The sequence below is a fragment of the Pseudoalteromonas sp. RW-H-Ap-1 genome (genome assembly GCF_048318575.1).
Taxonomy (GTDB): Bacteria; Pseudomonadota; Gammaproteobacteria; order Enterobacterales; family Alteromonadaceae; genus Pseudoalteromonas.
This window is the reverse complement of record NZ_CP166996.1, coordinates 311247-330079: the sequence shown is the minus strand read 5'-3', so window position 1 is coordinate 330079 and position 18833 is coordinate 311247. Positions and strand designations below refer to the sequence as shown.

16 protein-coding genes and 1 tRNA gene are annotated in these 18833 nt (G+C 41.4%); 3 read left to right on the top strand and 14 right to left on the bottom strand.

The features are described from left to right. Window positions 1–10 precede the first annotated feature (10 nt). Complete coding sequence (locus AB8618_RS01530) at window positions 11–829, bottom strand: mechanosensitive ion channel family protein (protein ID WP_413401207.1); 819 nt, start codon at window positions 827–829, stop codon at window positions 11–13. Window positions 830–1216: 387 nt separating this feature from the next. Here AB8618_RS01530 and AB8618_RS01525 point away from each other — a divergent pair. Further along, window positions 1217–1292: transfer RNA gene (locus AB8618_RS01525), tRNA-His, on the top strand. A 452-nt stretch (window positions 1293–1744) separates the two neighbouring features. Continuing rightward, on the top strand, window positions 1745–2191 hold the full coding sequence (locus tag AB8618_RS01520; RefSeq protein WP_409424566.1) for an REP-associated tyrosine transposase: 447 nt from the start codon (window positions 1745–1747) through the stop codon (window positions 2189–2191). A 139-nt stretch (window positions 2192–2330) separates the two neighbouring features. Here the strand turns inward: AB8618_RS01520 and AB8618_RS01515 are convergent, their stop codons facing one another. The 13 genes from AB8618_RS01515 to prlC form a co-directional block, all read right to left on the bottom strand. After that, window positions 2331–3866: a methyl-accepting chemotaxis protein gene (locus AB8618_RS01515; protein WP_409424565.1), complete on the bottom strand. Its 1536-nt coding sequence runs from the start codon at window positions 3864–3866 to the stop codon at window positions 2331–2333. Window positions 3867–4340: 474 nt separating this feature from the next. Next, on the bottom strand, window positions 4341–5768 hold the full coding sequence (locus AB8618_RS01510) for an NAD-dependent succinate-semialdehyde dehydrogenase (protein WP_418157326.1): 1428 nt from the start codon (window positions 5766–5768) through the stop codon (window positions 4341–4343). Window positions 5769–5995: 227 nt separating this feature from the next. Continuing rightward, window positions 5996–6334: an ISC system 2Fe-2S type ferredoxin gene (fdx, locus tag AB8618_RS01505; protein ID WP_008113929.1), complete on the bottom strand. Its 339-nt coding sequence runs from the start codon at window positions 6332–6334 to the stop codon at window positions 5996–5998. A gap of 11 nt (window positions 6335–6345) precedes the next feature. Continuing rightward, the gene (gene hscA, locus AB8618_RS01500) at window positions 6346–8208 is read right to left on the bottom strand and encodes a Fe-S protein assembly chaperone HscA (protein WP_413401205.1); all 1863 of its coding nucleotides are present in this window, start codon (window positions 8206–8208) and stop codon (window positions 6346–6348) included. 42 nt (window positions 8209–8250) lie between these two features. Continuing rightward, the gene (gene hscB, locus AB8618_RS01495) at window positions 8251–8778 is read right to left on the bottom strand and encodes a co-chaperone HscB (RefSeq protein ID WP_413401204.1); all 528 of its coding nucleotides are present in this window, start codon (window positions 8776–8778) and stop codon (window positions 8251–8253) included. A 352-nt stretch (window positions 8779–9130) separates the two neighbouring features. Further along, entirely contained in the window at window positions 9131–9454 is a 324-nt protein-coding gene (gene iscA / locus AB8618_RS01490; RefSeq protein WP_008113924.1) for an iron-sulfur cluster assembly protein IscA, read from the bottom strand. A gap of 9 nt (window positions 9455–9463) precedes the next feature. Further along, a complete protein-coding gene (gene iscU, locus AB8618_RS01485) occupies window positions 9464–9847 on the bottom strand; it encodes a Fe-S cluster assembly scaffold IscU (RefSeq protein ID WP_054202356.1) in 384 nt (127 codons plus the stop codon). 40 nt (window positions 9848–9887) lie between these two features. Continuing rightward, window positions 9888–11105 (bottom strand): IscS subfamily cysteine desulfurase, encoded by a 1218-nt coding sequence (locus AB8618_RS01480; RefSeq protein ID WP_413401203.1) that lies wholly within the window; start codon window positions 11103–11105, stop codon window positions 9888–9890. Between the two features lie 24 nt (window positions 11106–11129). Then, window positions 11130–11621, bottom strand: a complete 492-nt coding sequence (iscR, locus tag AB8618_RS01475; protein ID WP_008113921.1) for a Fe-S cluster assembly transcriptional regulator IscR — start codon at window positions 11619–11621, stop codon at window positions 11130–11132. Window positions 11622–11823: 202 nt separating this feature from the next. Further along, window positions 11824–12549 (bottom strand): tRNA (cytosine(32)/uridine(32)-2'-O)-methyltransferase TrmJ, encoded by a 726-nt coding sequence (gene trmJ / locus AB8618_RS01470; RefSeq protein ID WP_008113920.1) that lies wholly within the window; start codon window positions 12547–12549, stop codon window positions 11824–11826. Between the two features lie 474 nt (window positions 12550–13023). Further along, window positions 13024–13779, bottom strand: a complete 756-nt coding sequence (locus AB8618_RS01465; RefSeq protein ID WP_413401202.1) for a class I SAM-dependent methyltransferase — start codon at window positions 13777–13779, stop codon at window positions 13024–13026. 65 nt (window positions 13780–13844) lie between these two features. Continuing rightward, complete coding sequence (locus tag AB8618_RS01460; RefSeq protein WP_409424557.1) at window positions 13845–15023, bottom strand: response regulator; 1179 nt, start codon at window positions 15021–15023, stop codon at window positions 13845–13847. 162 nt (window positions 15024–15185) lie between these two features. Beyond that, window positions 15186–17237, bottom strand: coding sequence for an oligopeptidase A (prlC, locus tag AB8618_RS01455; RefSeq protein WP_413401201.1), 2052 nt, complete (start codon window positions 17235–17237; stop codon window positions 15186–15188). A gap of 230 nt (window positions 17238–17467) precedes the next feature. On the opposite strand from prlC, the gene gorA reads away from it, so the two are divergent. Beyond that, window positions 17468–18829: a glutathione-disulfide reductase gene (gene gorA / locus AB8618_RS01450; RefSeq protein ID WP_055013344.1), complete on the top strand. Its 1362-nt coding sequence runs from the start codon at window positions 17468–17470 to the stop codon at window positions 18827–18829. Window positions 18830–18833 lie beyond the last annotated feature (4 nt).

Genomic DNA, 18833 nt, shown 5'->3' with positions numbered 1-18833 from the left:
CTTTTTAAAATTAGTCTTGCTTGTGCAAATGCACATCCATTTGTGGAAATGGAATGGTAATATCAGCGTCGTCTAACGCTATTTTAATATTTTCCATTAACGACCAGTATGTTGGCCAGTAGTCTTCTGAGTTAACCCACGGGCGTACGATAAAGTTAACGCTTGAATCGGCAAGCTCAGAAACCGATACGTTGTATGCAGGATCTTTTAAAATGCGTGATTCGTTATCTAGTACTGATTTAAGTACTTCTTTTGCTTTTCGTAAATCGGCGTCGTAGCCAACACCAATCACAAGGTCAACGCGGCGTGTTGATTCGCGCGAGTAGTTAATAATTGCATCTGACATTATTTTTGAATTGGGCATTACAATAACTTTGTTGTCAGGAGTGCGCATTTCAGTTGAAAATATTTCGATTTTTTTAATCGTACCAGCTTTACCACCGGCTTCAACGTAGTCACCTGATTTAAATGGGCGTAGTAAAATAATTAACACGCCTGACGCAAAGTTAGATAATGACCCTTGCAGTGCTAAGCCAACTGCTAAACCTGCAGCACCTAAAATCGCAATAAACGAAGTGGTTTCAATGCCAATTTGTGACAGCGCCATTAAAATAGTGGCTGCAAATACAATGGCATACACAATACTAGAGACAAACGATGAAACCGCTTTATCTACTTTTTTCTTGTCGAATGCTTTAGCGGTTAAATTTGCACAAAATTTGGCAATTCGACCACCCAGTAAAAATATAACAAGCGCTATAACTGCTTGAATACCATATTGTAAGATTAAGCCTGAATTTTCATTCAGCCAATTGAGTATTGAATCCATATTAACTCCTGATAGCGTTATTAAGCAGTTTGGCGATATTGTTTGTTGTATTGTAAATCTTTAATGGGTGTTTGCAACAGCGTTTTACTAAGGGGTTAGGGATTCAAGCCACGAGTGTGGAGGTTCGAGGTTCGAGGTTCGAGGTTCGAGGTTCGAGGTTCGAGGAATTTAAAAAACTTACGGTTAATATAGTAAGTTTTTTTATACCCGTAGGCGTGAGTTTACCTCGCGCAGGGTTTAGGGTTTAGATGTTAGGTCGGTTACCCGTTACCAATAAGCTTAAATATAGAATACTTATAATAAGTTTAAATTTTTTTGATTTTTTGCTTCACAAGCATAGGGATATTATGTATTATGCGCGCCACACCAAACAAGGTGTATGTAGTGGCGGTTGTAGCTCAGTTGGTAGAGCCCCGGATTGTGATTCCGGTTGTCGCGGGTTCGAGCCCCGTCAATCGCCCCACTATTTTCTAAACTCCCTCAGTAATGTCCAAAGTTAGCTTCTTAACTATACCTAGCCTTCATAAAACCAAATTTAAAATAAAAACAATACACTCTTATCAGTAGCCGCTGGTTCATTCCATGTTACACAGCCTATTTCCCGTATTTACGCTTCAGCCATTATCTCAAAACATATAAGTGCGCGCATAAAACCTCACCTACGTTTAAACCAAACACCGTGCTTGTTTTGGTCTCTAACTATAGCCTAATACCTAAAACCTGCTCTTTAACCTTAAAAGACGCGATATGAAATCGCTGCTACATAAATTAAAAAACTACTCTCGTAGCAGCGGGTTTACCCCGCGTCACGGTGCATTGATAGACACGATAAGAATATTACCTTGGTCATGATGCATTAAAAAACGCGATATAAAATCGCTGCTACACTTTATTCTTTATGTGCAAGGACTCGCTATGAAGAAGGCTTATCGACTCAGGAAAGGAAGGGTTTCATTAACTAATCATTACTATATTGTCACTATGGTATCGCATAATCGCAATAAGCTTTTTACTAAACTTAATATGAATCGTTGTTTAATAAAACATATGCGAGAAATAGAACGAGAACAACGAATAAAATCGATCGCATTTGTTATTATGCCAGATCACTTACATTGGCAATTTCAAATACTTTCTAACAACACACTTTCAAATATAGTTCGTCTTTTTAAAGGTAGAACTGCCGCTAGTTTTTATAAATTTGAAATTTATAAATTGTGGCAAAAGAGATATTACGATCATTTAATTCGTAATGAAGAGGATCTCATAGCTAGCGCTCGTTATATTATTGCCAATCCTTTAAGAGCAAAGTTAGCAGGCAAGGTTGCGGATTACTCTTATTGGGATTGCGTTTATGTTTAATATTTAGCCCATAACAATGGGCTTACTCCACGTTATACTGCCTATTTCCCGTATTTGACGCTCTAAGCGCGCTGAGAATATATTATATTCTCAGCACCTCATATACTTGGGTATTTGCTGTCCTTGCCAACTTATTAACCTACTTGAAAGAAAGACCTAGTGATGCTAATGCTTTAGAGTGCTTTTCAATCGCATTAGACTCAGCACCTACATTATGCGCTTGGGCTAAGTTTTCTGACGAAGCGGTACTAATATTTGAAATATTACGGCTGATTTCTTGTGATACCATGCTTTGCTCTTCTGCTGCCGTTGATATTTGCGTTGCTAAATCAGAAATATCAGTAATTGCAGCATATACTTTTGAGACGATATCTTGGCTATTTCGCGTTTCTTTAACGCAGGTCTCTGCCGCATTCTTGCCAGCTTCCATTGTTTTTGACCAATTGAGTAACGTAGATTGCATTTCAGATATAGAGACTTGAATTTGCTCTGTAGCAGTATGCGTTCTACTTGAGAGTGCTCGCACTTCATCAGCAACAACCGAGAACCCTCTGCCATGCTCGCCAGCACGCGCAGCTTCTATAGCCGCATTAAGTGCAAGTAAATTTGTTTGATCGGCAATCCCTTGTATCTCTTGCATTATACCACCAATTTTTTCAGCCTCTGTTGCTAGCCCGCTCGCTGAACTTGCCGAGTTATCAACTTCAGTTGCAAGTAACGATACTTCACGCATAGTGCCTGACATTGCTTGCGTTGCGCTTTCGCAGTCTTGGTGAGCTTGCTGAACACGCTGGTTGGTTACTAAGGTATTTTTAGCAACCTCATCAATTGAATGTACCATTTCTTCAACCGCTGACGACACTTGATGTAATTCTGATGCTTCTTTTTCAACACCGGCCTGTGCAACTTCAGCACAAGTTTTAAGAGAATCAGCACCTTTACTAAGGCTTAAAGTACCATCAATTATACGGCCAACAATCGTCGTAACTTTACCCTCAAGTAATTTAATCTGAAAATCACTGTAGCTGAGGCTATCGCTACCAGAATAAATATGCCGAGATACGCTATCTGGACCTGCTTTGGTTTTTTTGATTGCGCTTTGCGAGCGAATTAATTCTTCGTAAAAAATAACAAAAGGCAGAGGAACAAACAGCAAACATAACCAGAACATATAGCTTGTTAACCAAGCAATTAAAGCTGCCCCTCCAATAAATAGAGGAAGCTTAAATGCAGCTAATTTTTCACTTAAAGGCGTAATTGATTGACCATTATTTAAACGTTGGTATAGCTTTTCTGCGCGGTTTTTATATTCTGGAAGAAGTTGTTGACGAACTGATTGATAACCTACTTTTTTACCGTTTTCATAAATAGGAGTTACAAAGGCATCTACCCAATAATAACGCCCATCTTTACATCTATTTTTTACCGCTCCTCGCCAAGCAGTATCGCTTTTTAAATTAGCCCACATATCCCCAAATGCCGCAGGCGGCATATCAGGATGGCGAACCATGTTATGGTTTTTCCCTGTCAATTCATTAATGCTGTACCCTGAAACTTTACAAAAGTTATCATTTGCATAGGTGATAACGCCTCGTAAATCTGTTGTAGAAACTAACTCTTCGTCAATGCCGAACGAAACTTCCTGGTCTACCGTTGCTTGATTTCTTCTACTCATAGTGGGTGCTGTATTATTTTTTAATGGGTGAATTTGCGGGATGTTAATTTAATAATGTGTAGAACACAATTGTACATTATTACTATATTTCAATAGTTTTGAAACTACTGAAACTTCATTCTACTTACTCACACATAAAAATAAACAATTAAAAAAAACATGGGGTTACAAAAAAGCCGCATAGTGGAAGAAGAATTGATACTGCATATAATTGCGCTTTTAAAAAGGATATAATCACAATAGCATCTAACTAAGAATAATTTAGACCCTAAGAATAGAGAAATGCAAAAAACCTCTCCTTAAACAGGGCAAAAAAATGCCACCAAAATGGTGGCATTTACACACGGGGTTATTTCTACTTATAGAAATTCTTTACGTTTTGTTTACTTGAATCTTTTTGAAAAGGTAGCATTTACATCCAAATCAAGCAACTTAAAACACTTAACTGTTAACTTATCGGAACAGTTTCGGTAGTTAAATCTTGGTACATACGTACTTTTCTTCTAGGTATTCATCTAAACCTTGGTGACCACCCTCTCTTCCGAGGCCTGATTGTTTTACCCCACCGAACGGTGCTACAGGATTTGATATAACCCCCTCATTTACACCTACCATGCCAAACTCTAGCCCTTCGCTTATACGATAGATTTGTTTAATGTTTTGGCTATAAAAGTATGCAGCCAATCCATAAGGGACATCATTAGCTAGCGCAAGGACTTCGCTTTCTTCATCAAATGGGATCACCGTTAACACAGGGCCAAATACTTCTTCGTGATAAATATCCATTTGTGTAGTGACATTAGTAACTATTAATGGGTTTTGAAAGCTGCCACCTAAATTGCTGTTATCTCCAATTAGCGTAGCGCCCTTATCAAGAGCGTCTTTAATCAGTTGTTGCACTTTTTCTTTTGCTTTGGGATAAATAAGCGGGCCTATATCGGCATTTTCATCAAAACCGTTTGCAACGTTAAGCGCAGCGACTTTGGGTGTAATTTTTTCAAATACTTCATTTAATATACTGCGCTGGATGAAGATACGGTTTGCTGCCACACACGCTTGACCACTATTTCTAAATTTAGCCGCCATTAAGCCATCAATGGCGTCATCAATATCGGCATTATCAAAAATAATGAACGGCGCATTGCCACCTAATTCCATTGATGTTTTCTTAATTGTCTGAGCACATTGCGATAGTAACTGCTTACCCACACCTGTAGAGCCAGTAAAGGTGAACTTACGTACCACCTCTGAGTCAGTCAACATTTTACCAACGTCTTTAGCGTTTTGTGATACCAACACATTAAATGCACCTTTTACAAAGCCAGCCTGATCAGCTAAATACGCTAAAGCAATAGCACATAGTGGTGTGTGCTCAGAAGGTTTTAAAATGAAACTACAGCCAGCAGCATAAGCAGGGGCAACTTTTCGAGTTACCATAGCCACAGGAAAGTTCCATGGTGTTATACCGGCAACCACGCCAATAGGTTGTTTATAACTGCTTAGGCGATGCTGACTGTCGGTTGCAGGGATCACATCCCCATAGCTACGCTTAGCTTGCTCAGCAAACCACTTAATAAAGCCGGCACCATAATCTATTTCACCGAGAGATTCTTTAAGCGGTTTCCCCTGCTCTTTGGTCATAAGTGTAGCTAGCGTTTGCTTATGTTTAATCACCAACTCATACCAGCGCATCAGAGTTTCACTTCGCTCGGTTGCATTCGTGGCTTTTAATTTTACAAACGCGCCTTTTGCCGCATTAATAGCCGTATTTACGCCTTGCTCGTCAATATCGCTTACATCTATTATGCTTTTTCCGGTCGCAGGATCATCGACGCTAAATCGCGTAGCGGTTTTATAAAATTCACCGTTTATAAACGAGTCTGAAAAAATAAGATCACTCAAAATATACCTCCGGAATGGGTTTCGGGCTTCGGGCTTCGAGACGCGGGATAAACCCGCTGCTACATGTGCGCGGCATAAAGCCCCGCCTACAGGCTATTTTAATTTACCCGCAGCCCGTTGCTCGTAACCTTTAAAAAGACGCGAGGTAAACCCGCTGCTACTTATACAAACAAAAAAAGCCGCTGTATTAAACAGCGGCTTTTAATATAATAGTCGTTAATTAAAAACTAGTGTTCTTCATTAACGATATTGAGATTGTACTTTGGTATTTCAACCACTAAGTCTTCATCTCTAATGATTGCTTGGCAACCTAAACGTGACTCAGGCTCTAAACCCCAGGCTTTATCTAGCATGTCATCTTCTAGGTCGTCACTTTCATCTAATGAGTCAAAACCTTCACGGATCACTAAGTGACAGGTTGTGCATGCACATGACTTTTCACAGGCATGAGGAATGCTAATGCCATTTTTAAGCGCGATATCAAGTACCGTTTCGCCAGCGGGCGCTTCTATTGCAGCACCGTCAGGACACAACTCCGGATGGGGAAGAAAAACAATTTGTGGCATTCTAATCTCTCTTATATATTGTCTACTGACTGGCCTGTTAAGGCTTTTTTAATTGATGCATCCATTCTACGCGCGGCAAAATCACTACTCGCATTGTCCATTTTTTCAATGGCTGCTTTAATTTCGCTTGGCTCTTGTGCACTCTCGCGTACTTTTGCAAGTTCGTTTATTTCCACTTTTAGCGCCGCTAGTTGCTCAGGCTCAAGTAAATCGCCATCAGCAGCTATAGAGGCTTCCATTGCTTCTATTACACGAAGCGCTTCAACTTGTTGCTCTTTAAGCATACGCGCTTGCATGTCGCCTTTAGCGTTACTCATCGACTCTTTAAGCATATTAGCAACCTGCTCATCAGATAAACCAAACGACGGTTTCACTTGTATTTCTGCTTGAACGCCAGTTGATTTTTCCATGGCTGATACGCTTAGTAAACCATCAGCGTCTACTTTAAAGGTAACGCGAATATGCGCCGCTCCCGCCGCCATAGGTGGAATGCCTTTTAAGCTGAACTTTGCCAGCGATCGACAATCGTCAACCAGTTCACGCTCACCTTGTAATACATGCAACGACATAGCCGTTTGACCATCTTTAAACGTAGTAAATTCTTGCGCACGTGCAACTGGGATAGTGGTATTGCGTGGAATGATTTTTTCAACCAAGCCACCCATGGTCTCAAGTCCTAGCGACAACGGTAACACATCCAGCAATAACATGTCTGAATCTGGCTTGTTACCAATTAATACGTCTGCTTGTAATGCTGCCCCCAGAGCAACAACACGATCAGGGTCAATTGAAGTGAGTGGTTGTTTATCAAAAAACTCGCCAACTTGAGTACGTACCAACGGCATGCGGGTTGAACCGCCAACCATCACGACTTGTAATACTTCTTGGTTTTCAATACCGGCATCTTTTACTGCACGACGACATGAGCGGAGCGTTTTTTTAACCAGTGGCATAGCCAGCTCGTTAAACTTCTCTCGTGTTACTTCAACCATGTATTTTTCATCGTCAAACTCAAGGCCAACATTTACTTTTTCGTATTGGCTGAGTGCTTCTTTACATGCTTTGGCTTTATTTATAAATAAACGTAATACCGAAGGAGATAACCCCGTCACGCCGGTTTCTTGTTTTAAGTAGTCAACTAATAATGAGTCAAAGTCATCACCACCTAGACTAGAATCGCCACCAGTGGCCAATACTTCAAACACGCCTTTATTTAAGCGCAGTATAGAAATATCAAATGTTCCGCCACCTAAGTCATAAACGGCAATGATGCCTTCTTGACCTGAGTCTAAACCATAAGCAACGGCAGCAGCAGTTGGCTCGTTTAATAAACGCAGTACATTAATGCCGGCAAGTTCAGCAGCATCTTTAGTGCTTTGGCGTTGTGCATCATCAAAATAGGCTGGTACGGTAATAACTGCGCCTAAAATATCTTGATTACCAAAGCTTTGTTCTGCACGTGCTTTTAGGGCACCTAAAATATGGCTTGATGTTTTTACTGGGCTGATTTTTCCGGCTTCAGTTGCTATCGCAAGTGCACCGTTATCATCGCAAAATTGATAAGGCAGTTGGCCATAGCTTTGCTCTATTTCGGCTTGGGTTTTACCTAAAAAGCGCTTAACTGAAATGAGTGTATTAACCGGATCGAGAGTAGCTGCTTGCATTGCGTCTGCACCTACGGTTATGCCACCAGCTTGGTAACGCACTACAGACGGTAACATTGCTTCGCCTGACTCATCAGTAATAGTACGAGCTTCGCCGCTTTGTACGGTTGCAACTAATGAATTCGTGGTACCTAAATCAATACCAATTGCTAATTTATGTTCATGTGGTGCCGCGCTCTGCCCCGGCTCAGCAATTTGCAATAATGCCATAATGCTCTTTAAACTCGTGTTGCTCGCTTTGCAGCAAGTGAATTAATCGTCAAATAAACTGTCTTCAATGCGTTCAAGTTCGTCGCGTAACTTATAAACAAACTTTAGCTTACGAATACTGTCTGCTGCTTGTTGATATTGCTGCTCATCGTTACTTGCTAACTGCTCTGCCAATTGCGCACTGTATTGCTGATCAAGCTGCTTTATTTGTTTTTCAAAATGATCAATAGCAGAATCAGGATCGCTTGCGGTCGCTAACTCTTCAAGCTCTTCGCGAAGCTCCATTTGCTGCATTAAAAACATGGGATCTTGCAATGTTTGCTGTTCAGCACGAATATCTATGCCCAGCTCGCTCAGCATATATTCTGCACGTTTAACGGGGTGCTTGAGTGTTTGCAATGCATCATTAATTTCGGCAGTACTTTGTACGGCCATTAATTTATCACGACTGCTAGCATTAGCATGGCGATCAGGGTGAACAGCACGTTGAAGTTCTAAGTAGTGCTTGTTAATCGTTGCTAAATCAATATTGTAGTCAACGGGAATTGCAAATAACTCAAAATAACGCATAACTTCTCACAAATGACAAAGCCCTACATTAATTGGCAGGGCTTAGTTATACCCAAGTAGCTCAGGGTCTGTTCACCTTTCAAGGTTTTATTTGCAGCAGTCTGTTTGGTGTTTAGGCAAGGCAGAGCCTATGTGGTGTGGTTATTCCCCATAAATAGGCGATAACGCAGCATCAATGCCAAACAGGCGCTGCCCGAAGGGTTCTGCCTAGGGGCGATTTACTCTTTGTTGCTCGGTTTTTACTTAGCCCACTAGGTTACAAACCTCGCGCCGCGATTAAATCGTCCCTAGTTTAAACAAATTTTAATCCGCAAAGGTTAACAGACCCTAAGTATTCAAAACAAGTTTGAGCTTAAACGGTAAAGCTTTCGCCACAACCACACTCATCAGCTTGGTTAGGGTTATTAAATTTAAACCCTTCATTTAAGCCTTCTTTAGTGTAGTCGAGCTCAGTGCCGTCGATATAAACTAGGCTTTTAGCGTCAACAATTAAGGTAACGCCTTTGGCCGCAAATGTTTCATCGTCATCGTTTAGCTCATCAACAAACTCTAATACATAAGCAAGACCTGAACAGCCCGTCGTTTTAATGCCAACTCGCAGGCCTATGCCTTTACCACGGTTTGCTAAAAATGATTGTACGCGGTTTGCTGCCGCATCTGTCAATGTCACTGCCATGAATATCTCTTAGTTTGTATGTTTGCTTTTGTAATCTGCAATTGCTGCTTGAATTGCATCTTCGGCTAAAATTGAACAGTGAATTTTCACTGGTGGTAATTCTAGCTCTGCGCTGATATCAGTATTTTTGATAGTAGACGCTTCGTCTAGTGTTTTGCCTTTAACCCACTCTGTTACCAGTGAAGATGAAGCAATTGCACTACCACAGCCGTACGTTTTGAATTTTGCATCTTCAATCACGCCTTCTGCAGACACTTTAATTTGCAGTTTCATTACGTCACCACATGCTGGTGCGCCTACCATACCCGTTGCCACTGACGGATCGTTTTTATCTAGAGCACCTACGTTACGTGGGTTTTCTACGTGGTCGATTACTTTATCACTGTAAGCCATAATTCTATCCTCACTACCTGCTAGGTATGGGCTCCACTAATTAGTGGTGCGCCCATTCAACTGAATCTAAATCAACACCTTCTTGGTGCATTTCCCAAAGAGGAGACATTTCACGTAAACGGCCAATCGAGTTTTTCATTAGCTCAACGGTGTAATCAATCTCTTCTTCGGTTGTAAAACGGCCAATACTAAAACGAATTGAGCTATGTGCTAGCTCGTCGTTACGACCTAATGCACGTAATACGTAAGAAGGTTCTAAACTTGCAGATGTACAGGCTGAACCTGACGATACCGCAATATCTTTAACAGCCATTAGTAACGACTCACCTTCAACAAAGTTAAAGCTAATGTTAACAATGCCAGGTACTGATTGGTCTTGTGTGCCGTTAAAGTACACTTCGTCCATATCTGTTAAAATACCGTCGATTAGGCGTTTACGTAACGCACTGATGTGTGCGTGATCTTTATCAAAATCTTGTTTTGCAATTCTAAATGCTGCGCCCATTCCTACTAACTGATGGGTTGCTAATGTACCAGAACGCATACCACGTTCATGGCCGCCACCGTGCATTTGTGCTTCTAAACGGGCACGTGGTTTACGACGAACATACAAAGCACCTACGCCTTTAGGGCCGTATACTTTGTGCGCCGAGAATGACATGAAATCTACTTTGGTTTGTTGCACATCGATTAAAACTTTACCCGCGCTTTGTGCAGCATCTACGTGGAACATAATTTTACGTTCGCGACACATTTCACCAATGGTGTTGATATCTTGGATTACACCTAGCTCGTTGTTTACATGCATAATACTTACAAGCACGGTGTCGTCACGCATCGTATCTGCTAATTTTTGCAGATCAAGTAGGCCGTTTTCTTCAACGTCCATATAAGTTACTTCAAACCCTTGACGCTCAAGCTCACGACATGTGTCGATAACTGCTTTGTGTTCAGTTTTAGCGGTAATAACATGCTTACCTTTTTTCTTGTAAAACTGAGCCGCACCTTTAATAGCAAGGTTATTTGATTCTGTTGCACCCGATGTGAATACGATTTCACGTGGGTCTGCATTAATTAAATCGGCAATGTCAGTACGTGCTTGGTCAACGACTTCTTCAGCTTGCCAACCAAAACGGTGTGAACGCGATGCTGGATTACCAAAATTACCGTCCATAGTCAGGCACTGCATCATTTCTTTGGCAACTCGTTCGTCAACGGGCGTAGTTGCTGCGTAATCTAAATAAATCGGTAACTTCATTTCTCTCTCCGCTGCAGGTCAACCTTAAAGTTGACAGCTTACTTGAATATTTTCCAACTGCTTAATTGCATCATTAACGCTGTTTTCTTGGCGAAGAGCGACCGCTTTAACGTCCGACTTTTCAACCAATTCAGCTAAGGTAATATTATTTAAAAATTCTTCAATTCGTGCGCTTAAATCTGACCACAATGTATGGGTTAAACAACGCATACCACTTTGACAACCAGTATTGCTTCGCTGACACCGAGTAGCGTCAACAGATTCATCTACCGCATTGATAACATCGCCAACTGAAATTACATCGGCCTCACGTCCTAGTAAATAGCCCCCACCAGGACCTCGAACAGAACTCACTAGCCCATTTTTACGTAAACGGGCAAATAACTGCTCAAGATAAGACAAAGAAATTTCTTGGCGCTGTGAAATATCTGCAAGCGCTACAGGGCCTATATTTGCATGTAGTGCAACATCCAGCATGGCTGTAACGGCATATCTGCCTTTTGATGTTAACTTCATAACGCCCCCCGCACAAAAGAGTGCAAATTTTAATTACCAGAGTAGATTAGTCAAGTATTATCCTGATTGGCTAGCCTCAAACGGCCACCGATAAACTTGTAATACCCGACTGTTTTGGTCAAGTATTGGGTCTATTGTAATTACCTGAGTAATTTAGTCAAGTATTAGTGCAGTAATAAAGGGCGCTATTTATAACTAATTGCTATTTTATAGACTTATTAATTGAGGTAAGAATACCTCGTAATATGTTCATTTCAGCATCTTCAGGTCGAGCACGATTAAACAAGCGACGTAGCTTAGTCATTACCATGCCTGGGTGCTGCTTAATGATGAAGCCTGTTTTAAACAAGGTGTCTTCAAGATGTTCGTAAAACAGCTCTGTTTGTTTAGACGATGGATATAGGGTTTCGTCTTCTTGTTGTTCCGCTTTAGGCTGTTGATTTAAAAATGCCATACGCGTTTCATAACATAAGGTTTGTACTGCCATGGCTAAATTTAGCGAGCTGTATTCTGGATTAGCAGGAATACACACATGATAATTACACAGTTGTAATTCTTCGTTTGTTAAGCCACTGTTTTCACGACCAAATACAAGTGCTACAGGGCCATTTACAGCTTCGCCAACAAGCTTTTCACCACATTCACGCGGCTCTACCATAGGCCACGACAACGTACGTGAGCGGGCGCTAGTACCAATAGTTAATGCACAATCAGCAATAGCATCGGCAACCGTATCAACAATAACCGCATTACCAAGTACATCTGTAGCACCTGCAGCCAGTGCGCTGGCATGACTATCTATTTCACAAGCAGGATCTACAAGGTATAACTTTGATAATCCCATGGTTTTCATGGCACGTGCCGCAGAACCAATATTGCCAGAATGTGATGTGTTTACTAAAACGATGCGGATATCATCTAAGATCATTACAGTGCTACTTATCGAGTACAAAAAAATTGCGCAAATTCTAGCATGAAAACGCGCTGAGATCCTATATTCAATAGTCGAGATCTAAAAGTTCAGCTCGGGGTTCGGGGTTCGGGGTTCGGGGTTCGGGGTTCGGGGTTCGGGGTTCGGGGTTCGGGGTTCGGGGTTCGGGGTTCGGGGTTCGGGGTTCGGGGTTCGGGGTTCGGGGTTCGGGGTTCGGGGTTCGGGGTTCGGGGTTCGGGGTTCGGGGTTCGGGGTTCGGGGTTCGCCAAAATTATGCTTGGTATTTATTAAAACGCAATTCGTCATTTATTTATTCATTTTCATTACCTACCCCTTCAACTCTTGATAGAGCAAATTATGATAAGCAGGTGCGCCACCCTATAAGCGTTAGTTTACCTCGCGCATGTTTTAGGCTCGCAACCCGTCGCTCGTAGCCCGTTAACCGTTAACCTTTAACCTTTAACCTTTAAGTTAAACCATCGCGGCTTTTACATATACATCAAAGCGGTTCTTCTTGGTTTTGATTTGCATACTCGGGGTTTTATCATTTAAAAATGGCGCGTAATCGGGGCGTTTAACCACTACACGCTTACTGGCAAGAGGGTAAGCAAAATCGAGTAAATCATCGGCGTCGGTATCGCCACCCACTAACTCTTGGAATACCCGCATTTCTTTTTTAACCAATGCTGATTTTTCACGGTGCGGGAACATTGGATCAAGGTAAACCACATCCGGCATGCTATCACATTGGGCAAGTAAGGTATGGCTTGAACCAAAGATAAGGCTCATATTTTGCTGCATCCATGGGCCAATTTCACTATCGTTATAAGCGCGTTGTAAGCCATCATATAACAGTGCAGCAACCACGGGGTGGCGCTCATGTAAAATTACTTTACAGCCTAGCGAGGCTAACACAAAACCGTCGCGGCCAAGGCCTGCTGTGGCGTCGAGTACCACTGGCGTTGCCCCCTTATTAAGGCCAACCGCTTTAGCAATTGATTGTCCTTTACCACCACCAAATTTACGTCTATGTGCAACGGCACCCGTTACAAAGTCTACATTAATAGCACCTAATTTTGGCTCATCAGTTTTATACAGGCTTAGCCCTTTATCATCGTAATGCAAGCTAAAACCACTGCTTTGCTCTGCCCATTGAGCAAGCGCAAAGCGTGCTTCTAACTCATTTAAATAAGGTCGACACTCTTTAAACGCACACTGTATAACCACTTCACACTCCGATGATAAATTTCACCGTTATTATACCCAAACAAAGGCAATATACGATCTCTAGTTTAAAACAACTCAATATCGTTATTTTCGCTCTCAGGTTCTGGCTGCGCTTGTTGTTTACTTAGCCCTGTTTGAGTAATTAAGTCAGCACGCTGTTGAGTGGTTGTTTTTAGTTGGTGCTTAATAAAGGCTAAATCATTAGTAGTTGCAACCAGCTGCTGTGATGTATGACTAAGTTGGGTTATTTGCTGATTAAATTGCGAAGCTGTTAGCTCATTTTGTGTTTGCATTAACGATTGGAGTTGCTCAAGCTGATCTTTAAGCTGGCTAATTGCACTCGTTTGTATAGCGTTTTGATTTTTAAGCTGGGCAACAATATCTTTAAAAACAAGGGTTAGCTCATTATCGCGCATTAGTCGATATTGGTGCTGCTGTATAGTCACTACTTTTTCGTTAGTTACTTCTAAAATATGCGGAAATAAATCTTTATAGCGACCATACAGTGATGGCGTATCTACAGGCATATTTTTAATTAATAATGAAATATTAGGGTAATTAATAATAGTACTATGACCGATATCAACAAAGCGTTCTGCATTTTTATGCTGCATGAGTAGCTCTTGCTCTAATGGGCATACACCAGTTTCTTGGCTATAAAACATTCCCTGGTTATTTTGCCAAAAAACAACCACGACATTGAGGTGTAATGGAGTAAAAAAGCCTAAAAAGTATTCACTTAATAGTTCTAAATTATCGGCATGATAGCTTTGACAAACAAAACGCATAATGCGCCCCATGTCACCGGTCTCAATCATCGCCATTTCAGCTGTTTTATTGGCCTTTGCTATATCATACTGCAGTGTTGCACACTGCTTGCGATACTGGTAAAGAATTTTAATGCGTGCCATCAGCTCCTGTGCGTTAAAAGGCTTCAAAATGTAGTCAGCCCCGCCAACACTAAACCCTTTAATACGTTCAGCTTGCCCCACTTTGGATGATAAAAACATTACTGGAATATCTGTTGTGGCTTTATTTTGTTTAATAGTTTGACAAACCTCATAACCAGACATGCCTGGCATTTCAACATCAAGCAAAATAATATCGGGGTTATATTTATTTGCTTGTCTTATGCCATCTTCACCATTTTTGGCATGGATCACTTTGCAAAACCCAGCTAAAGATTCTTCAATAATATGGTGCATTAATTTATCGTCATCAATTGCCAGTATTAACTTTGCCATACGTTAGTCCCTTTTAGTACTTTGTTCAAAGCATAGTACGCCATGTTAAAACTACTAAAATTTATTCAAAATATTCTTTAATAGCACTGTATTTTAGGCAATAAAAAAGCGCCACTGGGGCGCTTTTGTAATTATATTTTAATCCGCAAAGGTCAACAGACCCTAAGCGGCGATGCCGCTGTGGCGCAGTAGTGCATCTACACTTGGCTCACGACCACGGAAGTTTTTAAACAGTGCCATTGGCTCTTCGCTGCCGCCTTTTTCAAGAATGTGCTGCATAAACGCTTGGCCCGTTTGTGGATTAAAAATGCCTTCCTCTTCAAATTTAGAGTAGGCATCAGCCGAAAGTACTTCAGCCCATTTATACGAGTAATACCCCGCGCTATAACCGCCCGCAAAAATATGACTAAAGCCATGCTGAAAACGGTTAAACGCTGGCGGCTTAATGACTGAAGTACGACTGCGTACATCATCAAGCACAGCTTGAATGTTACATGGCTTGTCAGCCACGTAGTCATGGTGAATTTTAAAATCGAATAACGAGAACTCAAGTTGTCTTAGCATTTGCATACCTGAGTTGTAATTTTTAGCGGCCAATAGTTTATCTAGTAGCTCTTTTGGTAATGGCTCACCGGTTTCGAAGTGGCCTGAAATAAAGCTTAGGGCTTCTTCTTCGTAACACCAGTTTTCTAAAAACTGACTTGGCAATTCAACTGCATCCCATGCTACACCATTGATACCAGCAACAGGCGCTGCATCTACTTGAGTTAACATGTGGTGAATGCCGTGACCAAACTCATGGAACAGTGTGGTTACTTCATTATGGGTAAACAAAGCAGGCTTATCGCCAATCGCTTTATTAAAGTTACACACTAAGTAAGCAACTGGTGTTTGAAGTTCACCATTAGCACGCACTTTACGACCCATACAGTCATCCATCCATGCACCACCACGTTTGTGGTCGCGGGCGTACAAATCTAAGTAGAAACGACCACGTAATGTATTGTTGCTATCGTAAATTTCAAAAAAGCGCACATCTTTATGGTAAGTATCGATGTCTTTTTGCTCTTTAACAGTAATACCAAACAAGCGGTTAACGGTTTCAAACAAACCACTGAGCACTCTATCGGCAGGGAAGTATGGGCGTAATACTTCATCTGAAATCGCGTACTTTTCTTGCTTTAGCTTTTCGCTGTAATAACCAAAGTCCCACGCTTCTAGTTCACTAATACCGTGCTGTTGCTCTGCATATTGTTGCAACTCTTTAAGCTCTTGCTCTGCTTGTGGCTTAGATTTAGCGGCTAAATCTTCTAAAAATGAAAATACCTGTGCAGGTGATTCTGCCATTTTTGTAGCTAACGATTTTTCGGCGTAGTTATTAAAGCCAAGTAATTGTGCTAACTCATGACGTAGTGCCAGCTCTTCACTCATAATCGCCGAGTTATCAAATTCTCCTGCATTTGGACCTTGATCGGATGCACGAGTAGAAAACGCGGTGTATGTTTCTTTGCGTAGTTCACGGTCGTCTGCGTAAGTCATTATAGGTAAGTAAGATGGGAAATCGAGAGTAAATACCCAGCCTTCTAAGTCTTTGCTTTTTGCTGTATCGGCCGCTAATGCCAGTGCTGATTCTGGTAAACCCGCTAGTTGGCTTTCATCGGTAATATGCTTATGCCATGCAAGCGTGGCATCCATCACGTTATTACCAAATTTTGAAGCAAGCTCTGATAAACGCGCACTAATTTCACCGTAGCGTTTTTGCTGCTCAGGATTTAATGCAATGCCTGAAAGCTTAAAGTCACGCAATGCGTTGGTAATCGTTTTTTGCTGGGCGGTGGTGAGTGTTTTAAATTCATCACTGTTATAAAGCGCGCTGTAAGCCTCATATAAACCTTGATGTTGGCCAACAAAAGTAGAATATTCAGAAATAAGCGGTAAACACTGCTCGTAAGCTTCGCGAAGTTCATCATTGTTCATCACCGAATTTAAATGTGATACCGGTGAAAATAATCGCGATAGTTTATCGTCGGCTTCTTCAAGCGGTAGTACTAAATCATTCCAGGTGAAAGATTGCTTTGCTAGTACGCTTTCAATCGCACTGCGACAGTGCTCGATACCTTTTTTTAGTGCCGGTACTACATGCTCAGGCTTTATTTTTGAAAAAGGAGGAAGTCCTTCAAGCCCAATAAGGGGATTTGTTTGTGCATTGCTCATAGTCATTCTCAGTTTATGCAAATATAAAAATGAAGTTGGGGCAAAATACGTAAATACAAGGGGAAGTGTTCAGCTCTTAGCTTAATATACGCTCTACTGCTGATACCTTGATCTTAACTAGCTTGGTTTTCGTTTGATGGTAGAGATTTTAGCAGCCCCGAACAAGTGACTTGTTCATGGCATATGATATTATCGGTAAAACATTGTTAAACACATTTAGAGGATTAAACATGGCTCAGCATTTTGATTACATTGCAATTGGTGGCGGTAGTGGTGGTATTGCATCAGCTAACCGTGCAGCAATGCGTGGCGCAAAAGTAGCATTAATTGAAGCTAAACACATGGGTGGCACCTGCGTAAACGTAGGGTGTGTTCCTAAAAAAGTAATGTGGCATGGCGCTCAAGTTGCTGAAGCAATTAATCTTTATGCTCCTGATTACGGTTTTGATGTTGAAGTTAAAGGCTTTGATTGGTCAAAACTAGTAGAAAGCCGTGAAGCCTATATTGGCCGTATTCACAAAGGCTATGATAATGGTTTAGCTAAAAATGGCGTAACGGTGATCAAAGGTTTTGCAAAGTTTGTTGATAGTAAAACCGTTGAAGTAGATGGCGAGCACTATACTGCCGATCACATTTTAGTTGCCGTTGGTGGCCGCCCTACTATTCCTAATATTCCAGGTGCTGAACACGGTATTGATTCAAACGGTTTTTTTGAGCTGAACGAACAACCTAAACGTGTTGCTGTTGTTGGTGCCGGTTATATTGCCGTAGAAATTGCCGGTGTGCTGCACAGCTTAGGTACACAAACTCACTTATTTGTTCGTAAGAGCAAGCCACTGCGTACCTTTGACCCATACATTATCGACACACTGGTTGATATTATGGCAAAAGAAGGCCCAACACTGCACACTGAGTGTTCACCAAAAGAAGTGGTAAAAGAGGCTGATGGCAGCTTAACGATTCATTTTGAGAATGGTTACAGCGAAAATGTTGATCAGGTTATTTGGGCTATAGGCCGCACGCCAACAACCGATAAAATTAACCTTGCTGCAGCAGGCGTAGAAGTAAACGAAAGCGGTTATGTAAAAGTAGATGAATACCAAAACACCACAGCTGAAAATGTATACGCTGTGGGTGATATTATCGAAAATGGTATTGAGCTTACACCGGTTGCTGTTAAAGCGGGTCGTACTCTATCGGAGCGTTTATTTAATAAAGAATTGCCGAACGATTTAAAAATGGACTACAGCCTAGTACCAACCGTAGTATTTAGCCACCCACCTATCGGCACAATTGGTTTAACTGAGCAAGAAGCGATTTCTCAGTACGGCGGCGAAAATGTCAAAGTATATAAATCAAGCTTTGCGGCTATGTATACCGCAGTTACTCAGCACCGCCAAGCCTGTAATATGATGTTAGTGTGTGCTGGCGATGATGAAAAAGTTGTGGGCTTACACGGTATTGGTTTTACCGTTGATGAAATGATTCAGGGTTTTGCAGTCGCCATGAAAATGGGCGCGACTAAGGCTGATTTTGATGCGGTTGTCGCACTACACCCGACGGGTTCGGAAGAGTTTGTTACTATGAGATAAGTTC